This is a genomic window from Lachnotalea glycerini, from assembly GCF_003201285.1.
GTDB classification, from domain to species: Bacteria; Bacillota; Clostridia; order Lachnospirales; family Lachnospiraceae; genus Lachnotalea; species Lachnotalea glycerini.
In genome coordinates this window covers 39,076-60,121 of record NZ_QICS01000008.1, presented here as the reverse complement: position 1 = coordinate 60,121, position 21,046 = coordinate 39,076, and the positions used below count along the sequence as shown (strand labels likewise).

Sequence of the window (21,046 nt, the reverse complement as noted above, 5' to 3'; positions counted from 1 at the left end):
ATCCCTTTTGTCAATTGTTATTACTAATTTTTTTATTTATCTTTACATACCTTTTGAACATGCTATAATAACAAAAGATAAGTTAATTGAGGTGATTTTTTGGATAAAAAAGTTGATATCGAATATATTGCGAAGATAGCCGGAGTTTCACGTTCTACTGTTTCCCGTGTTTTAACCCATAGCAGTAAGGTGAAAGAAGAAACCCGTTTAAAGGTAGAAGCGGTTATGGAGCAGGAAAATTATAGACCTAGCATTGTCGCCAGAGGACTGGCAACAGGAAAATTAAATATCATTGCCCTCATTGTTAGTGATATTAGAAATCCTTTCTATTCTGAACTGGTCTGGATTATTAATACGAATCTTAGGGAAAATGGATATCTTATGACTTTGTATAACAGTTCTCAAATTGCAGGTGAAAATGATCAGCATTTACAACAGTTATTTGATTATGGTTTCTCCGGTATCATTATTGCGGATGCCAGAAATGAGTTATCCTTTTCCAATTTACTGAAGAAAGCAAATTGTCCGATTGTTTTGGTCAATCGTGAATTAGACTTTGTTTCTCAATACGACAGTATATCAGTTGACAATGTTCAAGGCGGATATATTGCAACGAATTATTTAATTGAATTGGGACATAGAAAAATCGGTATGCTTCACGGTCCTAGCATTTCTACAACAAGCCAGGGCCGATTTGAGGGGTATCAGATGGCATTCAAAGAACACGGTCTGAAGCTTGATTCCTCTTATATTTCATCCGGTAATCTGAATATGGAATCCGGTAAAAAGTATGCGAAAGAGGTAATCGTACATTCTGATTCACCTCCTAGTGCTGTATTTGTCGGAGGCGATTTAATGTCCTATGGAGTACTTGACGAATGTATTCGTAACCATATTAGAATACCGCAAGATTTAAGTATAATCGGATTTGATGATATTCCCTTTTCTCAAACCAGTTTCATTAATCTTACTTCCGTCCAACATCCTTATGCAACAATTGGCAAATTAGTTGCAACTCGTATCATAGAAAGAATTGAAGGAAATGATGAACCTGCATCCAAAATAGTACTTGCTCCAACACTGGAGATTAGAGGTACTACCGCTAAGGTTTCTTAGATATCGGAACACAGTGACATTTTCCTCTTGCATTCGTGCGCATCGTGTTTTATTTCATAGGAATCAAAGCTTTTATACGTTAACAACAAGGGGTTTCATAGTAATAAAATAGCGTTCCCACTTTCTATATTTCATCATGCGGGAACACTATTTTTATAAATAAATACTTTTATCAAAATAGAGTGAATATATTATTTTTTCTTTTACATTTTTTTGTGTCATCCTCATTAGTGCACCTTGATAGTGTTCTATTTGAGCCTTATATTTAGTTGTCAGTTCTTTTTCTGTTCTTACATAATCCGTTTTATAATCCACTAATACAATTTCTTCTCCCTCTTCAAAATATGCATCTATGATTCCCTGAACCAAAATCATATCCTGACTATCCAAATCATTGTTTAGTTCATTTACCTTAACACCGATTACAAATGGACGCTCTTTATAAAGCTTCCCAAAAAGATCCGCTCTTATCATTCGTTCCCCAATTTCAGAATGGAGAAATCGCTCTATTTTCGATATGTCAATAGATTCTCCTGCCTCCTTTGACATTTTATGCTTCTCAAGCATTTTATTCAATTGATTTTCTATATCCTCTGTTGTTTCTATGCTTTTGAAGTCAAGCAGTTGTAGTGCCTTATGATATGCAATACCTCTGTCACTTCCGGTAAGAGTTCCTTCCTCTGCAAGAAACTTAGGTAGTAATGGCACTGGTATCTCCTCCAATATAATTGGCATACTAGTATCTTCATCGATGTTTTGCCCCATTCTCTTAAGCTCTGAAACAGTCATTTTAGTATGAATATTCTTTATTTTTTCATAAGGATATACAAAATTTAACCGTTCCTCCATTTGCTTTTGTATTTGTTCATTCTCCTCGCGGTCTAAAAGTCCACGAAGCAAGTCGTCCTTAATATCCTGATTCGTTATTTGAGCCACCATTTCTTCCTTTACCAAATCTGAAAGCTCAATGACTCGAATCGCATACTTCGCGTTCTTTGCAAATAAAAGCTCGCAAAAGTTTTCCTCTAACTCATACTTTCTTAACAACTCTATACTGTCCTTATGTCTGATCACAGCCTGCAACACCCATTCCATATAGTTAGATGCCTCACTAATGGATCGAAAACTCAATTTTTCTTTATCATTTAAATTCTGGGAATAGCCTAGCAGCTTATTTTTAAGCTTTGACATTGCACCGGTTAGAATCAGCTTTTCCTTGGCTCTTGTCAGTGCAACATACAAGACTCTTAATTCTTCACCCATATTTTCCATTTGTAGCTCTTTTTGTATTGCTTTTTTAATTAATGTCGGTGCTTTGACTCTGTGCTCAAAGTCAATATAATCTGCTCCGATTCCTAAGTCAGGATGCATAATCAACTTGGCTCTTGAATCCTGATTATTAAACGCCTTACCCATCCCGCTTACAAATACAATTGGAAACTCAAGTCCTTTACTCTTATGGATACTAAGAATACGAACCGTATTATCATTTTCATTTGCAATTTCTGCCTCTCCAAAATCCACATCATATTTCTGGAGATTTTCGATGTAACGTACAAAATTAAACAAACCCTTGTAGCTTGTACTTTCAAAGGCAATCGCTTTCTCCACAAGCATATCCAAATTGGCCTTTCGTTGTTCTCCTCCCGGCATAGTCGCAACATAACGACCGTAATTCGTCTTATCCAGAATAAACCAAATCAGCTCATGAATTGGAGTATATACTGCCATTTTGCGAAATTGCTCCATTCTTGTAAAGAAGTCATACAACTTTTGCTTTAAGAATTCTTCTTTCCCCTCTAAAGAATATTGCCTGCATCCTTCATAAATATCTGCCTGTTTATAGCTGCTTTTAATCACAGCCAGTTCCTCACCTGACAAATTGACAATAGGTGAAGCTAAAACTGCGGTTAATGGAATATCTTGCAATGGATTATCAATGATCCGAAGCAGATTCAATAATGTAGTAACTTCTATTGTTGAGAAATAACCCGTCGAAGAACCTGTATAAGCCGGAATCCCCTCTGACATTAATACAGAGGTGAAAGTTTCTGCCCATCCTGACATGGTTCGAAGTAAAATGACTATATCGCTATAGCAGGCCACTCGGTATTTCTTCGTCCCTTTATCAATTACCTTTAGCCCATGCTCATGATTTATCAATTCTTTAATCCTTGCTGCAACAGCTTTTGCTTCCAGTTCCCTTGCGGTATAGTCTTTTGTATCTAATAAGGAGATTTTCATATTATTCTCATCCTCTATTTTCGTAGAATCCAAATCAATAACAATAAGCTCTGCCTCATAGTCATTTTCCTTTTCTGGTTCTGGATGATTTGCCCCCAGATAAAGAGCACACTCGTTGTTATATTCAATCCCCCCCAGTGTATTCGTCATAATCTGATTGAATATGTAATTGGTTCCATCCAATACTTCGATTCGGCTTCTAAAGTTTTTATCCAAATCAATCCTTTGAAATGCACTATCCGTCAAAGAATAAGTATTATATTTTTCCATAAACAATTCCGGTCTGGCAAGTCTGAATTTATAGATGCTTTGTTTCACATCACCTACCATAAATACATTGTGCTTATCCATTCTTTCCCTTGATACAGCTCTTAGAATCATTTCCTGTACCAAATTGCTATCCTGATACTCATCTATCATAATTTCTTCAAAGATTTCCTGATATTCTGTGGCCGCCTCTGTTGGAAACCAATTGTCGTTACTTTTCTCAACCAGAATGTTTAACGCAAAATGTTCCAAATCATTATAGTCCACAAGATTTTTATCTATTTTTGCACTTTTGTATTCTTCAATAAATTCTATGGTCAGATCAACCAATACATCTATGCTGTTGCTGCATTTTTGCATATCCTGTAAAATTTGCTCCGGTGAATCATAGAAATATCTTTCTGAGAGGGAGGAAACCGTTTTCTTAATACCATCTCTTTGCTTCTTAACCAGTTCTCTTAAATTGCCGGATACGGTTTCATCCTTTTTTGAGGAGAGTCTTCCAAAGGAAATGGCTTTAAATTGGGTATAATAGTCCATATAGGAATCTAAATGAAGCAAATTTGAAAGCATTTCTTTTTCATTTTTTAACGTCTCTTCATACATATATGGTCCATCCGTACTTACAGCTAATTCTATTAAATGATTTAGCTGTTCCATCAATTCCTTTACTATAACCATAATATTGTCAACTATATTTTGATACCAGGGCGTCTGCTCCAGTTCTTGGATACTTGTTAATTTGTAACTGTTTTTACATTGTATCAACCACTCTTTTGGCCACGGATAGCTCATAGCAAACTGATAGAGTTGTAAAATCATATCCTCTAATTCTTTGTCCGATTTTCCTGTGGAATAGCTTTCTACAAAATGAAAGAACTCATCACTTTTTTCCTTATAATGTTTTTCTAATATTTTCTCTATTATATCACTCTTAATTAGCTTTAATTCACCCTCGTCTCCGATTCGAAAAGATGGATCTAAATCAATACGATTAAAATGATTACGAATGACTCGTAAACAAAAGCTATGTATCGTCGTAATATAAGCATTGTGAACCAGTGTAGCCTGTTTTTGCAAATGTGAATTTGACGGGGTTTCCTCCAATTTTTGTTCAATTGCTTCACTGATTCTCTCTCTCATCTGTGCGGCTGCCGCATTGGTAAAGGTTACAATCAAAAGCTTATCAATGTCAAGCAACTCATTGCTATCTGTAATCATGGCTATAATTCGTTCCACCAACACAGCCGTTTTTCCTGAACCTGCTGCCGCTGAAACAAGAATATTTCGATTTCTAAGGTCAATTACCTTTTGCTGCTCACTTGTCCATGCTACACTCATTCGCCTTCTCCCTTCCCTATCTTTTCCCATATTTCATCGTCTGAGAATTGCTTTAGCCTTCTAAACTCATAGCCTGGACTTTTTAGGTCAAAACCACAGATCCCTTTAAAAGTGCAATAATCACAAGCCGTTCTATTTCCGGATTCATATGGAGCTATTTCTATATTACCGTCTAAAATATTAGCTCCTATCTCCTTTATTTTTTGATCAACAAATTTAGAGAGTGCATGAAAGCTGTCAGTTGATGCTGCACTGGAATATTTTGATAAACTTCCATCCTTATTAAAAGCAACTGGCAATACACTTGATTTACCACTCATATCACCATCCATCAGCTTAATTACATTACTGTCACTATTGACTAATCCATTCATCTTAAGCTTGTCTAAGATTCGTTCACGAATCTTTTCTTCACTGTCTTCCTCCACTCGCTCTACAATAGGATCGTTAATATTATAGTAAAGGATGCCTGCCGGAACAATATCTTTATTAGGGTTTTTCTTCTTCTCTAATTCAACAGCAGCATTTAGGTATACCACTAATTGAAGCTGCAGCCCATAATAAAGCGCAACCATATCAAAAGAGGTGCTTCCTGACTTATAGTCTATTATTTTTACATAAACATGTTTTTCATCCTCATACAAATCCATACGGTCAATCCGGCCTTTTAGCTTAATTTGCTCCTCATTGGATAAACTGATATTGACACTTTCCAAATTATCTGCCATGGAAAATGAAACCTCATAGCTGCTTGGATTAAATTTGCCCTTTATCATTTGACCTTGAAGTGCCCAAAGAGTTCTCTTTACAATTCGTTTGATTCGGTCAATGACATATTCATTTCGTGCTGTACTATATAATACTGTATTTGCGTAATCTACAATACATTCTTCTACACAGGCATCTGCTAATGTATCTCTTTCTTCTTCCGGAATACTAGACCAGTCATATCCGCTTTTCATTAACTTTTTGGAAAAAAGCTCTAACACCTGATGAAAAATGTTACCCATATCCATTGCTTTAAAGTTATATTCTCTTCTCTCCTTTAGTTCCAGTCCATAGGTTAAGAAATGAGCAAAGGCACAGGCTGCATACTTTTCCAGTCTTGTAACACTATTTTCTAATACATTCCCATATAAGACCTTTGCAACGGCCTTACTGACTGCACTTTCATGGTTGGCAAAGTAAGCAGCATCTGCCATTGATTTTATCACATTTGTATACTTTTTTTGCTTATAATACCAATGATACAATTCTATAAATCCGTCTATTTGATTTCCCAATCTGAGTTGTCTGAGACAATAGGTAAGGTAATCCAAACCACTGTTGGTACAAACTACTCCATCCATACTGTTAAGTACCTCATCCATATCCCTAATTACAATAGCTGGAAACATCTTAGTCATTGAGCCAATTAAGTAAGAGGCACGAAGCGTTCCCCCTTGAGAATTAGTTTTACTATAGGATAAATAAAGCCTTTCGCTAGGCTTAGTCATATTAAGATACAAATAAAACTTCTGAGTATATGCATCCTGCCTACTCGTTGGTGCTAATTCCACATCATATGAAAGCAGAGCCTCTCGCTCTATTTGTGATATAATTCCTCCTTTATTGACGTTCTTAGGAATGATTCCCTCATTAACCCCTGCAAAAAAAAGTATTTTCACATTATCCAGTCTTGTTCTTTCAATATCTCCAAATACAACCCGGTCAATACTTGGCGGAATAATTCCAACCTTGGCTTCTTCAAAACCGGCATCTAATATTTCTCGAAATTCCTTGTTGGACAGCTTCTCTTCTCCTAATAATTCTACTACCCTGTCAAATAACTCCAGCACTATTTTATAGATTTGTGAATACTCTTTTGCCTGTGAAAGTTCTCCTGCCTTTTCAAACTCTTTTTCAAGCTCATCTAACTTTTCTTGAATGTTGAGTAAAGCAATAAATTCATAAAGTGCTTTAACCATATCCTTTGCACACATGTCGCCGTTCTTAAAAACTTCATAGAGCGGAAGAATGTTTTCTAGTATCTTCTCTCTTAGGGCATTGATTTGCTCCAATTTTACTTCGTCTATTTGGTCATATGTACGTATCCATTTTTTTTTCCACTTACTCATTCCACGTATTCCAAAGGCAAGGCAATAGTTTTCTAACGTGTCTATCTCTTCCTTTGGCATCGTAAGCATATCACATCTTAAATAGCGAAATACGCTGTCATAGCTAAAATCCTCCTCCAACATTTTAAGCGTAGCTCTTATAAATTCTACAAAACAATTCATCAATATACTTCTTTTATCATCAATAAAGGCAGGAATACCATATTGTTCAAATACTCTTGCCGCATAGCTTGAATATGCTTTAATATCTCCAGATACCACCGCAATTTCTTTATATCGATATTCTTCTTCTCGAACCAGTCGTAAAATTTCAAAAGCAATTGCCTTTACTTCCATAAGCGGATTTTTTGCTGTAAATATTCTAATTTGGTCTTGCTTTGTTTGATAACTTTTGACCGGATATCGAAAGATATTCTGCTCCAAAGCATGAAGTGCAGCCGCTTGTTTATGTCTGTAGGGAATCTTGTCCTCAATTATCATACTGTCTTCAATTTCTGTGTTGCCCTCTTTTGCTATTTTCTGCAAAGCATGAATCATCTTCTTGCTCATAAAGAATAGCTCATGCTCATTTTGAATCTGTCTGAACTCTTCCCGATTATCAATTGTTACCGTTACAATAAGCTTTTTACTAAGCTTTAAAAGTTCCTTTAGCAATACAAACTGAACCGGTGTAAAACCAGTAAAGCCATCAATTGCAATGACACTGTTTTTAATTATATCCGATTGTTGTACTACCTTGGATAATACAATAAGCAATTCTTCTGCTGTAATAAATTTATTCTTTAAATATTCATTAAATCCCTTATATAATACATAAATATCTTGAAGCTTATAATTAAGTGAAGGTCTGTTTTTTGTATGTTCAATCAACATTTCCAATTGATTTAGCTCTACATTATACTGCGTCAGCTCTGATATAATTGATTTAATCTCACTAATATAGCCTAGTTTTTTAAGATTTGCACCAAGCACCTTAAGCTTTGCCTGCTCACAAGAAGCAACCTTTCGTATTATTAGATTCTTACCGGTATCATCTAAGGCGGTCAGATTATTCCCTCCCACTTCGTCAAAAATACGATAAGCTAATCTTTGAAAGCTTACAATATCAATATTCATTACTCCATGACGCGGATGCATTGTAACAATGTCTTTTTGCGTCTGTAAGGTGAATTGTTCCGGAACAATAATGATATAGTTCATATCTGGATTAGCCATGGATTGTTCAATTAAATATTGATTCAATTGATAGGACTTTCCTGCACCAGAATTTCCAAGCAATAATTGTAATGACATGTGACCCTCCCTGACTTTTTTCTTTCCTATGAACCATCATACCAAATATGAAAAATAACTTCAACTGTGAGAAACACGCTTCGCAACTGCATTCTACAAAACAAAGCGGACAAGTTCCGCATCAGCTCCCTAATTCCTCATTCATGAGGGACTTGACCGCTTTACCGCGCCAAATGCTGTTACGCAGTGACATTTTCCACTTGCATTCGTGCGCATCCTGCGGAGCATTTTTATGTAATAGGACGCAATTTCCTATTACGTGAAAAGTACCTGTGCCCCTCATGAATGAGGAGTGCAGGTACTTTGTTGTAACGAAATGCTTTCTATATGAACTTATTCCCCTTCCTAAATTAAAACCAAATAAACTGGCTCGAAGTGATATCTCTAAACTTCCACAACTGTGACATCTTTCTTGACTGTGTTTTCATTGGCATCGCATATCCATGATGCAAAATTAATCTTTGCCCTGTGCTAACAGTAATAATTGCGGTGTTCTTCGTAAACTGATTATCAATCACTTGATTGCCTGTCATATTTTCTATTTCCCAAAAGGCACCCATTGAACTGGTATAGTCTGAAAAAACTATGTATTTTCCTGCTAAAATATCCTTGCCAACCAGATAACTGTCATTTGGTGGTGTTTGCAAGATAAAGCCAACTGTCATAACAGATTCCTGTTTCATAATCTCTATTGCTGTACTATGTTTTGTACGTTCAGACGCGGTCGCTTTATTCATTTCATGCTTTGAAAAAACTAATGTAATTAATATTACAGTAAGAATAAAACACGTTATTTTCTTTAATGCTTGTATCATTACTCAACTGCTCCCCAATTTTCTTCGTTACACTATCATAACAATGTCTTTTCTATTCAAACCAAAAAAGAGTGCTTTAACACTCTTTTTATACTACTATACTAATTTTGTTTTTTCTATAGTACTTTCATACTAACCTGATAGATAATATAAGGATTTAGATTTATAATAGCTCCTTTAATATCTTATTTATCATTCCTGGGTCAGCTTTGCCTTGCATCGCTTTCATTGTTTGTCCTACTAAGAAACCTATAGCTTTTTGTTTCCCATTACGGTAATCCTCTACTGATTGGGGATTTGCTGCAACAATTTCCTCAATGGTAGTTCGAAGTGCTCCCTCATCATTAACTGATTTGAGTCCCTTTTCCTCTACATATTGGTCAGGGTCTATATCCTCTTTAAATATAACCTCAAATACTTCCTTTGCAACTGAACTGTTAATTGTTCCTGCCTCTGTTAGTTCAATCAGCTTTGCCAAATTTTGTGGTGAAAAGGAAATATCCTGCGCTTCCATGTTATGATCCTTTAATAATCGCATGGTTTCTACCATTAACCAGTTTGATACTTTCTTTGGCTTTTTGCATATAGCTATGGTCGCTTCAAAAATATCAGCCAGTTTCTTTGAGCCGGTTATGATATCTATGTCATAATCCGGAATATCATATTCTTTTTTATATCTTGCAATTTTCTCAGCACGAAGCTCTGGTTGTTTTTCTTTAATCTCATTAAGCCATTCATCGCTGATTACAATTGGTACCAAGTCCGGTTCCGGAAAATAGCGATAATCCTGTGCATCCTCTTTCGAGCGCATTGCATAGGAGCATTCTTTATTATCATCCCAGCGTCTTGTTTCCTGAATTACCTTTTTACCTTCCTCTAACAAGTCAATCTGGCGTTCTCTCTCTCCTTCAATTGCTCTTTTGATTGCCTTAAAGGAGTTTAAGTTCTTCATTTCTGTTCTCGTTCCAAATTCTTTTTGTCCAACTTCACGAATGGAAAGGTTTACATCAGCTCTCATAGAACCTTCCTGAAGCTTACAGTCTGATGCTCCAAGATATTGTATGATAAGTCTTAATTTATCAAGGTATGCAATTACTTCTTCTGACGAACGCATATCCGGCTCTGATACAATTTCAATCAAAGGCACTCCGCTTCGGTTAAAATCTACTAAAGAGCAATCCTCCCATTCATCATGAATGAGCTTACCGGCATCCTCCTCCATATGAATTTCATGAATACCGACCGTCTTTTTACCTGCCTCAGTTTCAATTTCAATCTCACCATTTCTGCAAATTGGATAATAAAGCTGTGAAATCTGGTAGTTTTGGGGATTGTCCGGATAGAAATAATTCTTTCTATCAAATTTACAATTTTGTGTTATCTTACAATTCGTTGCTAATCCTACTGCAACGGCATATTCAACTACTTGCTTATTTAATACGGGAAGTGAACCCGGCATACCGGTACACACAGGACAGGTATGAGTATTGGGCGCACCACCAAACTGAGTACTGCAAGAGCAAAATATTTTGGTTTTTGTTGCAAGCTCTACATGCACTTCCAGTCCTATGACTGTTTCATATTGTCTACTCATCTTATTTGTCCCCTTCCTTTGCAATATCACAACGCTCATATTTTCTTGTGCATTCAAATGTATATGCAGTCTGAATTATCTTATTTTCCTTAAAGCAGTCTCCGATTAGCTGTAAGCCAATTGGAAGTCCTTTCGAATCAATGCCACACGGTACACTGATACCCGGAAGACCTGCCAGATTTACTGATATCGTATAAATATCGCCTAAATACATTTTAATTGGATCACTTAGGCTCTCTCCCAGTTTGGGTGCAGTTGTCGGCGCTGCCGGTCCTAATATAACATCATATTTCTCAAAAGCTTTATCAAAAGCTTTTTTAATCAGCGCTTTTGTCTTTAATGCCTTAATATAATAGGCATCATAATAGCCACTGCTAAGTACAAAAGAACCAAGCATAATTCTACGCTTTACCTCCGGACCAAAGCCTTCGCTGCGTGACTTCTTATACATATTATGGAGTCCTTCAAATTCTTTCGTACGATAGCCGAATTTTACTCCGTCAAATCTTGCAAGATTGGAGCTTGCTTCCGCTGAAGCGATAATATAATAGGCAGGAATTGCATATTCTACAAGACTTAAATCAAATTCTTCCACAATCGCTCCCTTTGCCTTTAATTCATCCGCTGCCTTAAGTACAGCATTCTTTACTTCTGCATCTAAACCTTCTCCAAAATAGTCTCTTGGGATACCAATTCTCATACCTTTTACGTCATTCACCAATGCAGAGGTGAAGTTATAGTCTTCCCTTTTAATTGAAGTACTATCCTTAGAATCATAAGAAGCAATTGCTTCTAGAATACTCGCACAATCTGTTACATCTTTTGCAACTGGCCCAATTTGGTCTAGAGAAGAACCATATGCAATCAGTCCATATCTGGATACCGTTCCATAGGTCGGCTTAATTCCTGTCACTCCACAAAAGGAGCTTGGCTGTCTAATAGAACCACCTGTATCAGAGCCTAATGCAAAGGAACACTCCTGCGCTGCGACTGCTGAACATGAACCGCCTGATGAACCACCTGGTACATGCTCTGTATTCCACGGATTCTTCGTTGCGCCAAAGGCAGAAGTTTCGGTTGTACTACCCATTGCAAATTCGTCCATATTTGTTTTACCAATCATGATTGCTCCTGCTTCTTCGAGATTAAGTACAGCTTGTGCTGTATAGGTTGGTTTAAAATTACCCAAAATCTTAGAACTGCAGGTAGTAAGCATTCCTTGCGTACACATATTATCCTTGATAGCCACCGGCACTCCTGCTAAAGATCCCGTTAACTGTTTGTTGTCAATCAGTCTTTGAACCTCTGCTGCTCTTTTTAATGCACCTTCTTCATCGACTGTCACATAACTGTGCACACGGTCTTCGACTGCCTTTATTTGAGACAATGCTGCTTTGACTGCTTCTTCTACTGTTACCTCTTTGTCTTTTATTCTCTTACCTAGCTCTACGGCAGTTAAACTCATCAAATTCACGGTATTTCCTCCTATTCCACGGTTTTTGGCACTTGAAAGCTGCCATCCTTTTTCTCTGGTGCATTAGCAAGTATGTTATCTCTGTCATCAACATTGGTTACAATATCTTCTCGAAAAACATTGTGCACAGGAAAAACATGGGACATAGGCTCTACCCCTTCTGTATCTAACTCATTTAACATGTCAATATAATCAAGCATGTTTGCCATATCCTTTTTTGCATGTTCCTTTTCTTCTTCTGAAAGCTCAAGCTTTGCTAATATTCCAACATATTCAATTGTTTCATCTGTAATGATATTTGCCATTTGAATTCTCCTTTATCTTAATTTTCCAATCCTGCACGTGGAAATGAATTCTATTGCTTCGCAATCCGCATGGGCGCGAGAGTGTCTGAGAGCAGACACTTTGTTCTTTCATAGGAATCAATACCTTTATACGTTACCACAACAAGATCTTTCCTATGAAACAAAAAAGTCCCAGAATATCGAAATATTCTGGGACGGGATATCTGAAAGCTCCCGCGGTACCACCCGCATTGAGACGAAATAACAAGAGTATTCCTTCTCCACTTATACACTTAACGCGTGCCACGTACCTGCCTACTATGCATAACAGTTCGGCATGTCTGCTCCAGAGCGTTCCCTTATACTTGCTTCCCCCGGATGCGTTCTCAGTCGGTGACGCTTCCTTCCTGTTGGTTACCACTCGCTCATGATATCATAAAATGATTCACTTGCTCCTGCTACTTCGTGTGTGAACTTAATCTCTCACTAGGTTTTGCACAAATTAGAGTCTCTTTCATAGCATTTTGCATTTATCTAACATCTTAACACATCTTTTTTGGCTTTGCAATACCCATTTACAGACTATCTAAGGTTAAAAGCTCCAAATCCCGGATAAACCTTACTCGCTCCAAGCTCCTCCTCAATACGAAGCAGTTGATTGTATTTTGCAACACGTTCACTTCTGCTAGGCGCACCGGTTTTAATCTGACAGGTGTTTAATGCTACTGCGAGATCTGAAATCGTAGTATCTTCTGTTTCCCCTGAACGATGCGAAGAAATTGCTGTATATCCTGCCTTGTGAGCCATCTTAATTGCTTCTAATGTCTCTGATACCGAACCGATCTGATTGAGTTTGATTAAGATTGAGTTTCCGCAGCCAAGCTCAATACCCTTTTTGAGGCGTTCTGTATTGGTTACAAATAAATCATCGCCTACTAACTGAATCTTATTACCAAGCTCCTTGGTCATCAACTGCCAGCCTTCCCAATCCTCTTCATCAAGTCCATCTTCAATTGAATAAATTGGATATTTCTCACACAGCTCTTTCCAATGCTCAACCAATTCAGCAGAGGTGAATTTCTTTTTGCATTTTGGAAGAATATATTCTCCCTTTTTATCACTTTTCCATTCACTTGACGCTGCATCCATAGCCAGCACGAAATCCTTACCCGGTTCATAACCTGCAAGCTTAACTGCTTCTAGAATGTAATCAATTGCTTCTTCATCGCTTGCAAGATCTGGCGCAAAACCTCCTTCATCTCCTACCGATGTGGCAAGTCCCTTTGATTTTAACAAGCCTGCCAACGTGTGAAATACCTCCGTGCACCAACGAAGACCCTCTTTAAAGCTCGCTGCTCCCACAGGCATAATCATAAATTCCTGTACATCCACTGTATTTGCAGCATGAGCACCACCGTTTAAAATATTCATCATTGGAACAGGAAGACGATTTCCGTTCACTCCGCCTAGAAAGCGGTAAAGCGGCATGTCCATAGCAGTTGCAGCAGCTCTTGCACAGGCAATGGATACTGCTAAAACCGCATTTGCCCCTAGCTTTGATTTATCCTTAGTACCATCCAGCTCAATCATAATCTTGTCTACCTTATAGATATCAGAAGCATCGATTCCACAAAGTGCATCATGAATCACGGTATTAATATTTTCTACCGCTTTTGATACACCCTTGCCTCCAAATTTAGTTTTATCTCCATCTCTTAACTCCAAAGCCTCAAACTCACCCGTAGATGCTCCGCTTGGTGCTGCACCTCTGGCAATGCTTCCATCTGCCAAATGTATCTCAGCTTCAACAGTTGGATTTCCTCTGGAATCAATAATCTCACGACCTATTACTTTTTCAATTTCTAAATAATTCATTATGACACCCTTTCTTAGATTCCTGTACCGCCCTAATATGCTCAAGTAGGACGGTGAGAATCTCAAATGATTTATTCACATGGTTAGCTTTAACTAACAATTTAAAATTTAACATATCTTTAGTAAAAAAGCAATATTTCCAAAGCTATTTCATTCTTAGTGAAAAAACTCCTCATCTAGATAAATTATTTATTTATATAACCAGTGAAGGAGGTGCATATACTCTGGCTGCTAGCTCTGCATCAATTAAATACAGCCCTTTTGAATCATTTCCAAACAAATCATATCTCTTTATGATATCTTCTGTATTTTTCTCTTCTTCATTTTGTTCCTTTACAAACCAATCCAAAAACTGCATTGTACGAAAATCCTTAGCTTCATAAGCACATCCATAAATATCATGGATTGCTTTTGTTACCTTTAGTTCATGCTCTAAAGCAATCTGTGCAGGTTGTCGAAAATCACTAAAAGTATAATTTGGTGCTTTAATATCCTTTAGTGTTACCTTTTCACTGTTATTAAGCAAATAGGTCATAAAGAGCATTGCATGATCACGCTCCTCCTGTGTTTGAACCCGAAACCAGTTTGAAAAACCATTCAAATTATTTTCTGCATAATAATTTGAAATATCCAAATATAAATATGCGGAATACAATTCGAAATTAATCTGCTCTGTTATCTTTGCTGCAATTTCTTTACTAATCATAAGTATTACCTCCTATTCATTCTTTTAATCAGCATGTTCTTCCATTGATACATCAAATGATGTCACAAGCCTATATTGTTAAAGCTTTAAATATAATTCTTTCATTGCTATTACATATTAACATTTTATTCTATTTTATACAATGATTTACAGTCTAATAGGATTTTTCACCGGTTTTTCATGCTTTTGGAGTGTAAAAGAGCTGGTTGAGCAAGAAAAGAGAGTGGAAAAGGGCTGGTTTCCTAAAAATCCAAAACGAAAATAATAATTAAAGGAGGAATCGCAACTCACTTTTATAAACAAATAAAATACCAGGAATCTCATTTATAATGAATATCCCTGGTATTTTATTCTTTTCTATATCATTTGCTGCTGCGGGTCTTACACAATGAAACCCTCATCATTTATGTAATGCAGCTTACTAATACAAATTACCTTTTATCAAATTCTTTCTAATATTAATAACCTGCATTCGTATATGCTTGAAGTGCACTGTAATAAGATGTCTTTGGACTATTCAAGCCACTAAATAACAAAGGTTTATTGGAACTACGCCAAGAAACGCTGTCATATAAGCCCCACCATGTAATACCTGTTATTTTACCTCCTGCTTTCTTTACAGAAAGAATAGCTGAAAGCAAATCATACACGTAGCTTGCCTGTGAAGAATCAGAAGTATTTCCAACATCTAGCTCTGTAATCTGCATTTCCAAACCAGCATTAGCAAACTTCTGTAAAGCTGTCTTATAAAGAGCTACTGATGGATAGGAAGTACTTAAATGAGACTGCATGCCAACGCCGCTGCAAAGCTTGTTTCCAGAGTTTATGTATTTAATTAAGGATATGATTTGGTCAGGTATCATATATTCATTGTAATCGTTATAGAACAAACTTACAGAATTAGTTAAACCAAAATAGCTCAAGCAATCATAAGCATATTGGAAAGCTCTTTTTACATATTCAGCCTGCGTTCCTAAATTAGAACCATAAATCTTAGACCATCCTGATGTCTGTGCATGTAGATATTCATTTACAACGTCCCATGCGTAAACAACACTGCCGTAGCTTCCAAGGTATACGTGATTCATTAAAGTTTTAATATACATCTCCATACGTGCATACATAACAGACTGGCTCACATAAGAACCACTTGAACTGTAATTTGTTCTAAAGAACCAATCAGGAGTCTGTGCATGCCAAACCAAAGTATGTGCACGAAGCTTTAATCCATTGTTATAGCAGATTTTAAGTACTGCATCCATCGTATTGAAGTTAAGTGTTGGCACCGTACTCTCCGTATATCCGGATGGAATATAATACCCTTTTGCCTTTGCATCTGAGACAGATAGTAAGGTAGGAGCATATCCCAAAATAGCATCTGGTTTCATCTCATTTTCCATTGTAATACTGTTATACTGATTTTTAATTGCTGAAAGTGTTGACGAGTTATTCAATTGGCTGTAATTAACAGCAGCACCAGAGTTGGAAAGTGTCTTTCCATACGTGCTACGTAAAGTACTTGCCGCATAAACGGTACCGGCTGGTGTTCCCATAACAAACATCATAAGAACAGAAATAATTACTGCTACATTCTTTTTCAATTTACCCTTTCTTTTTAACATATGTACCCTCCTAAATAATTATTTATTAAACAAAAGCAGATCCCGCATATCTGCTATGTTTTATCTCCCCATTTGAAAATTTCCTTAATTCAGAAATCTGTTTACTATTTTTGCTATTTTTTAACTATTTTTATAATCATATCCTATTTTTCATTATTTTTCAACTATTTTTTAAATTTTTTAATATTTATTTAAATTTAACCTTATTTATGCAAAATTTAATTATTGCCTAATAATACAATCATAACTCAGCATATAAATTATGAATAGGAGCACTACACTAAGTGTAATTCCCCTATTCAATTATTATAGTTTAATACCCAGATTCTTCAGCTTCTTGTTTTGTTCGATGAATGGTTCCTCTTGGATGCTTTATAGGTGCATAAATTGAAGATAATTTCAATGGACATCTTGTTGCATTCATTATGTTGTGCCAAGTTCCTGCTGGAACAAATACTGCATCACCCTGTTTAATTTTAAGCTGAAATTCCATTTGATTTTTATTATATCCCATTTTGACAACTCCCTGCCCTTCTTCTACTCGTATTACTTGGTCTATATCTGGATGCATTTCCATTCCAATTTCACCACAGCCTGGTATACTCATTAATGTCATTTGCAAATATGTTCCCGTCCATAAGGCAGTACGAAAAAATTGATTTCGCATTGCTTCATCTTTTATGTTCGCAACAAATGGTTCTGGACCAAAGTCAGTTCGCATCATAGGTTTCATGTTCATATAGCCTTTTGACCATTCATCATTATTACAACTTCTCATAAAAATCTCCTATATTAGTTTTATTAACATAATATGCGATAATATCATGCAGCGTGAACGGTAAAACTTAATGACATTTTGAAATCATTTCAAACTCATGAGGGACTTGCACCCGTTAGAGCGCTCCCAAGGCGCGCAAACAAAAAAACGTACAAAGCTAAATAACCTTGCACGTTTATGTATTTTATTTCATTTTAAATAACGAAAGTAATAATTCATTGCTATAATCAAGCTTTGACTGAAGCACTAGCTTTTCCTGTTTTTGTGCCTTAAGCATAGCCTTTAGCGTCAATAACTCCCCTTTTAGCCGCTCAATTTCAACCGCTTCGTATTGCAATCTTTGTTCCTTTCCTACAGCTTTCTCTAACTGTTTCACTATCACTTGTCTTTCTGTAATCAACTTCTTAGAAACAGGCATCTTCGATACCGGTTCCTCCATTATAAGCTCCTCCATTATTGACTCCTCCATGATCGGCTCCTCCAATGCCAACTCCTCTGTTGCACGTTCCTTTGCTTCAGTCTCCATTGTGATACGTTCCCTTGCTGCTGATTCCTCTGGTATATATTCCCTTGCCGCCGTCTCCTCTGGTACACGTTCCCTTGCTGCCGGTTCCTCTGGTATATATTCCCTTGCTGCCGTCTCCTCTGGTACACGTCCTCTTGCTGCCGTCTCCTCTGGTACACGTCCTCTTGCTGCCGGTTCCTCTGGTATATATTCCCTTGCTGCCGGTTCCTCCATAACGCATTCCTTTGTTGCCGCAATATTGGAAGCTGTCTCTTCTTCCATTTGCCTAAGATATGCTGTGTCCGCCTTGTCCTGTGAAGGTTTTACGTTTTTCGTCTGATAAATAGGAAGCGGCTCCGGTAAGGAAACTACCCGATCCTTTGATACCATATAGCTTCCCTCCGGCAACTCCATCTGTTGTTTTAAAGATATTTTGTTCCCAGACTCTATTCCCTTTTCAGCCGGAAACGGAATCGGTTTTTCGTTTATTGTTTTCGCCTTTAATCTTTTATTTTCTTTTATTAAAAAGGTGATTTGCTCCTCCATACCCTTAACCTTTTTCTCATTTTCCTCTAGCAAGTCATCTACATATTGAATTACATCTCGTTTCTTGTATCCGCCTAAAAACGAATTTTTCAAAATGGTTTCTTCACTCATTTTTTAGCTCCTTTCTTTTCCATCTATTGTCTCTTTGTTGTTTTTTCGTTATAATAAAATTAATTTAATTTATGGAGGTTCCTATGAAACGTATTTTACTATTTGTCCTGTCCACCTTATTATTAACTCTTCTATTCTCAGGTTGCTCTAAGAATACAGAGCCACCTGTTTTAACCAAATGCCTTAATATCGGAAATTGCTTAGAAGCTCCTAAAAACCAACCTTGGGATGTTCCTATGAATATTTCCTATTTCTCCAAAATCAAGCAGGCCGGCTTTCAATGTGTCCGCCTCCCCGTCCGTTTCTCTGACTATGTAGATAAAAGCAATTCCGATTATCTTTTGGCAGAAGACTTTATGACTCAAATCGATTCCTATATAAATGAAGCCTTAAATCAGAATTTAACCCTCATTCTGGATTTACACCACTTTACCGAAATAATGGAAGCTCCTAATCAGAATAAGGAATGTCTGATTGCTATATGGAAGCAGCTTGCAAAACGGTATAAGGAGTATCCAGAAACTCTAGTTTTTGAGCTTTTGAATGAGCCTCAACAAAATCTGGACAGTGATACTTGGAATGAAATACTTTCTGATACTGTGAAAGTTATACGTTCCATTGATAAGACGCATTATCTTATCGTTGGTGGTGCTAACTACAATTCCATTGATGCACTCAGCAGTTTAAAGCTTCCAAAAGATGACCGCTTGATTGCTACCATACACTATTATGAGCCAAATAACGTTACTTTTCAAGGCAATCCCTACCACGAGGGCTATGAAAATATTGCCAACGTTGAGTGGGAAGGTACCAGCGATGAGGTATCTTATCTTCAAAGCAGACTAAAGACTGCAAAAAGCTGGGCCGACACAAATCAGGTTTCTCTCTTTCTCGGAGAGTTTGGTATTAGTAACAAGGCACCTGCCCAAACAAGAATAAACTGGACCTTAGCCGTTGCCAAAGAGGCAGAAGCTCTTGACATCAGCTATGGATATTGGGAATTTGCATCCGGTTTTGGAATTTATGATTTAACCACCTCTACTTGGAATCAAGATATGGTAGATGCTATAATACACCATTCCAATCAATAAATGGGCAATCATGCATCCACCAACGTCCAGGTAAATTAGACTCATAAAATGGGAAAAACTCCTCTGTCAAATTTTGAGGCGTGTAGCTTACAAAAATGTAATCAAATTTGTAATCACTAATTACCTTTTCGATATTTCCATAGTAATATCTAGGGTCAATCATATAGACCTTAGAACAACCAAGTGAGAAGAAGGAGGCAACCGGAACCATTAATGAGTCTTTAATAAATAATACTTTCGCTCCATTTGGCTCATTAAAGTTGTTTACTTCTGCGAAAGCTGGATTACCATCCATATATGTAAAATATTTATCATTGGTAGCATCATATACATCGCCATCACCGGATAGCAGAGAGGTAAAGGTAACAGACTTTTCAAATCTTCCCTCTGTCTTTATTTCCTGTGAACCGCTTTGGGCATAGAAATAGAAGTTGGTATCAAATTTTGGATAAATAAAGGTAAAATCCTCTACCTTAGAATACAATTTACCTTCCTTACGCCCCATCGATCCGATATACGAATCTTTATATGTAATCTGATTATAATTGTCTAAATTAGCATACAATTCTTCATTTGGAAATTCAAAACCATATTTCTCTTCCAACACGTCCACAAATTTAGTAAACGCCCAAAAGGCTGTTTCAATTTTCCAGTGATGGTCTGTCTTATAAAAGCTTTCCGGCTTATATTGATCATCTTCTTTCATGAGATCTCTAAAGTCAATAGTATCAATCTCTTCATCAGCAAGCTCCTCTAAGAAATTGTCTGCCGTTTCGTTTGCATAATTGTATGGCATACCCCGTTCAAATTTAGTTACACCTGTAATGTACTTATCAGGCGTCATGACATAAATAACCTTACTTCCAACTTCACTAGCGGCCTGATTCAGGCGCTTCATGCGCTCTACCAATTTAGAGACATCATTTGCTCCTGACGTGAAATACGTATAGTGAAGAGTACCATCCGTAGCCTTTATAACTTCAAAATTATTAATTTCATTCTTCCCCAGAAGTTCCTGTATGTAGCCGTAGGTCTCAATATAGGTATATTTTTCAAATACCTTATCACTCATTGTATTGCTTACATTTGCTATCAAAGTTGACAACTGCTCCCATTTATTTTGTTCATTATCTGTCCAATAACTGAGGGCGCTGACCTTTAGGTCAGGATAAGCCACCTTCCAATTCAAGAAAGAAAATGTAAACAAGATAAGTGTAAATAACAATGCTGTAATTACTTTTTTTGCAAAAAAGCGCTTCATTACGAT

General features: G+C 36.8%; 14 protein-coding genes and 1 pseudogene. 3 read left to right on the top strand and 12 right to left on the bottom strand.

The genetic code is table 11. The features are described from left to right. Nucleotides 1–99 precede the first annotated feature (99 nt). Nucleotides 100–1,116, top strand: coding sequence for a LacI family DNA-binding transcriptional regulator (locus tag C8E03_RS14450; protein WP_094380364.1), 1,017 nt, complete (start codon nt 100–102; stop codon nt 1,114–1,116). Between the two features lie 153 nt (nt 1,117–1,269). On the opposite strand, the gene addA is transcribed toward C8E03_RS14450, so the two are convergent. From addA to C8E03_RS14410, 8 genes are all read right to left on the bottom strand, one after another. After that, entirely contained in the window at nt 1,270–4,968 is a 3,699-nt protein-coding gene (gene addA / locus C8E03_RS14445) for a helicase-exonuclease AddAB subunit AddA (protein ID WP_110291356.1), read from the bottom strand. Continuing rightward, a complete protein-coding gene (addB, locus tag C8E03_RS14440; protein WP_094380368.1) occupies nt 4,965–8,378 on the bottom strand; it encodes a helicase-exonuclease AddAB subunit AddB in 3,414 nt (1,137 codons plus the stop codon). The genes addA and addB overlap by 4 nt, the downstream gene beginning before the upstream one ends. A 350-nt stretch (nt 8,379–8,728) precedes the next feature. After that, complete coding sequence (locus C8E03_RS14435; RefSeq protein WP_094380370.1) at nt 8,729–9,193, bottom strand: hypothetical protein; 465 nt, start codon at nt 9,191–9,193, stop codon at nt 8,729–8,731. Between the two features lie 163 nt (nt 9,194–9,356). Next, the gene (gene gatB / locus C8E03_RS14430) at nt 9,357–10,787 is read right to left on the bottom strand and encodes an Asp-tRNA(Asn)/Glu-tRNA(Gln) amidotransferase subunit GatB (protein ID WP_110291355.1); all 1,431 of its coding nucleotides are present in this window, start codon (nt 10,785–10,787) and stop codon (nt 9,357–9,359) included. Nucleotide 10,788: 1 nt separating this feature from the next. Continuing rightward, nucleotides 10,789–12,252, bottom strand: a complete 1,464-nt coding sequence (gatA, locus tag C8E03_RS14425) for an Asp-tRNA(Asn)/Glu-tRNA(Gln) amidotransferase subunit GatA (protein ID WP_330410834.1) — start codon at nt 12,250–12,252, stop codon at nt 10,789–10,791. Between the two features lie 20 nt (nt 12,253–12,272). Further along, the gene (gene gatC / locus C8E03_RS14420; protein WP_094380376.1) at nt 12,273–12,566 is read right to left on the bottom strand and encodes an Asp-tRNA(Asn)/Glu-tRNA(Gln) amidotransferase subunit GatC; all 294 of its coding nucleotides are present in this window, start codon (nt 12,564–12,566) and stop codon (nt 12,273–12,275) included. 561 nt (nt 12,567–13,127) lie between these two features. Further along, nucleotides 13,128–14,420, bottom strand: coding sequence for a phosphopyruvate hydratase (eno, locus tag C8E03_RS14415; protein WP_094380378.1), 1,293 nt, complete (start codon nt 14,418–14,420; stop codon nt 13,128–13,130). A 193-nt stretch (nt 14,421–14,613) separates the two neighbouring features. Next, entirely contained in the window at nt 14,614–15,126 is a 513-nt protein-coding gene (locus tag C8E03_RS14410; protein ID WP_094380380.1) for a ferritin, read from the bottom strand. A 142-nt stretch (nt 15,127–15,268) separates the two neighbouring features. On the opposite strand from C8E03_RS14410, the pseudogene C8E03_RS22850 reads away from it, so the two are divergent. Then, nucleotides 15,269–15,391, top strand: a pseudogene (locus C8E03_RS22850) (DUF4491 family protein); the annotation flags it as partial. 193 nt (nt 15,392–15,584) lie between these two features. On the opposite strand, the gene C8E03_RS14400 reads toward C8E03_RS22850, so the two are convergent. The 3 genes from C8E03_RS14400 to C8E03_RS14390 all read right to left on the bottom strand — a co-directional run bounded on the left by C8E03_RS14400 (nt 15,585) and on the right by C8E03_RS14390 (nt 18,688). Continuing rightward, nucleotides 15,585–16,748, bottom strand: a complete 1,164-nt coding sequence (locus C8E03_RS14400) for an endo-1,4-beta-xylanase (protein ID WP_181899262.1) — start codon at nt 16,746–16,748, stop codon at nt 15,585–15,587. Nucleotides 16,749–17,061: 313 nt separating this feature from the next. Continuing rightward, nucleotides 17,062–17,526, bottom strand: coding sequence for a cupin domain-containing protein (locus C8E03_RS14395; protein WP_242993564.1), 465 nt, complete (start codon nt 17,524–17,526; stop codon nt 17,062–17,064). Nucleotides 17,527–17,710: 184 nt separating this feature from the next. Next, the gene (locus C8E03_RS14390; RefSeq protein ID WP_110291352.1) at nt 17,711–18,688 is read right to left on the bottom strand and encodes a hypothetical protein; all 978 of its coding nucleotides are present in this window, start codon (nt 18,686–18,688) and stop codon (nt 17,711–17,713) included. A gap of 83 nt (nt 18,689–18,771) precedes the next feature. Here C8E03_RS14390 and C8E03_RS14385 point away from each other — a divergent pair, with 83 nt between their 5' ends. Then, a complete protein-coding gene (locus C8E03_RS14385; RefSeq protein ID WP_170123005.1) occupies nt 18,772–19,779 on the top strand; it encodes a glycoside hydrolase family 5 protein in 1,008 nt (335 codons plus the stop codon). On the opposite strand, the gene C8E03_RS14380 is transcribed toward C8E03_RS14385, so the two are convergent. Continuing rightward, the gene (locus C8E03_RS14380; RefSeq protein ID WP_110291350.1) at nt 19,754–21,040 is read right to left on the bottom strand and encodes an alginate O-acetyltransferase AlgX-related protein; all 1,287 of its coding nucleotides are present in this window, start codon (nt 21,038–21,040) and stop codon (nt 19,754–19,756) included. The genes C8E03_RS14385 and C8E03_RS14380 overlap by 26 nt on opposite strands. Nucleotides 21,041–21,046: the final 6 nt, after the last annotated feature.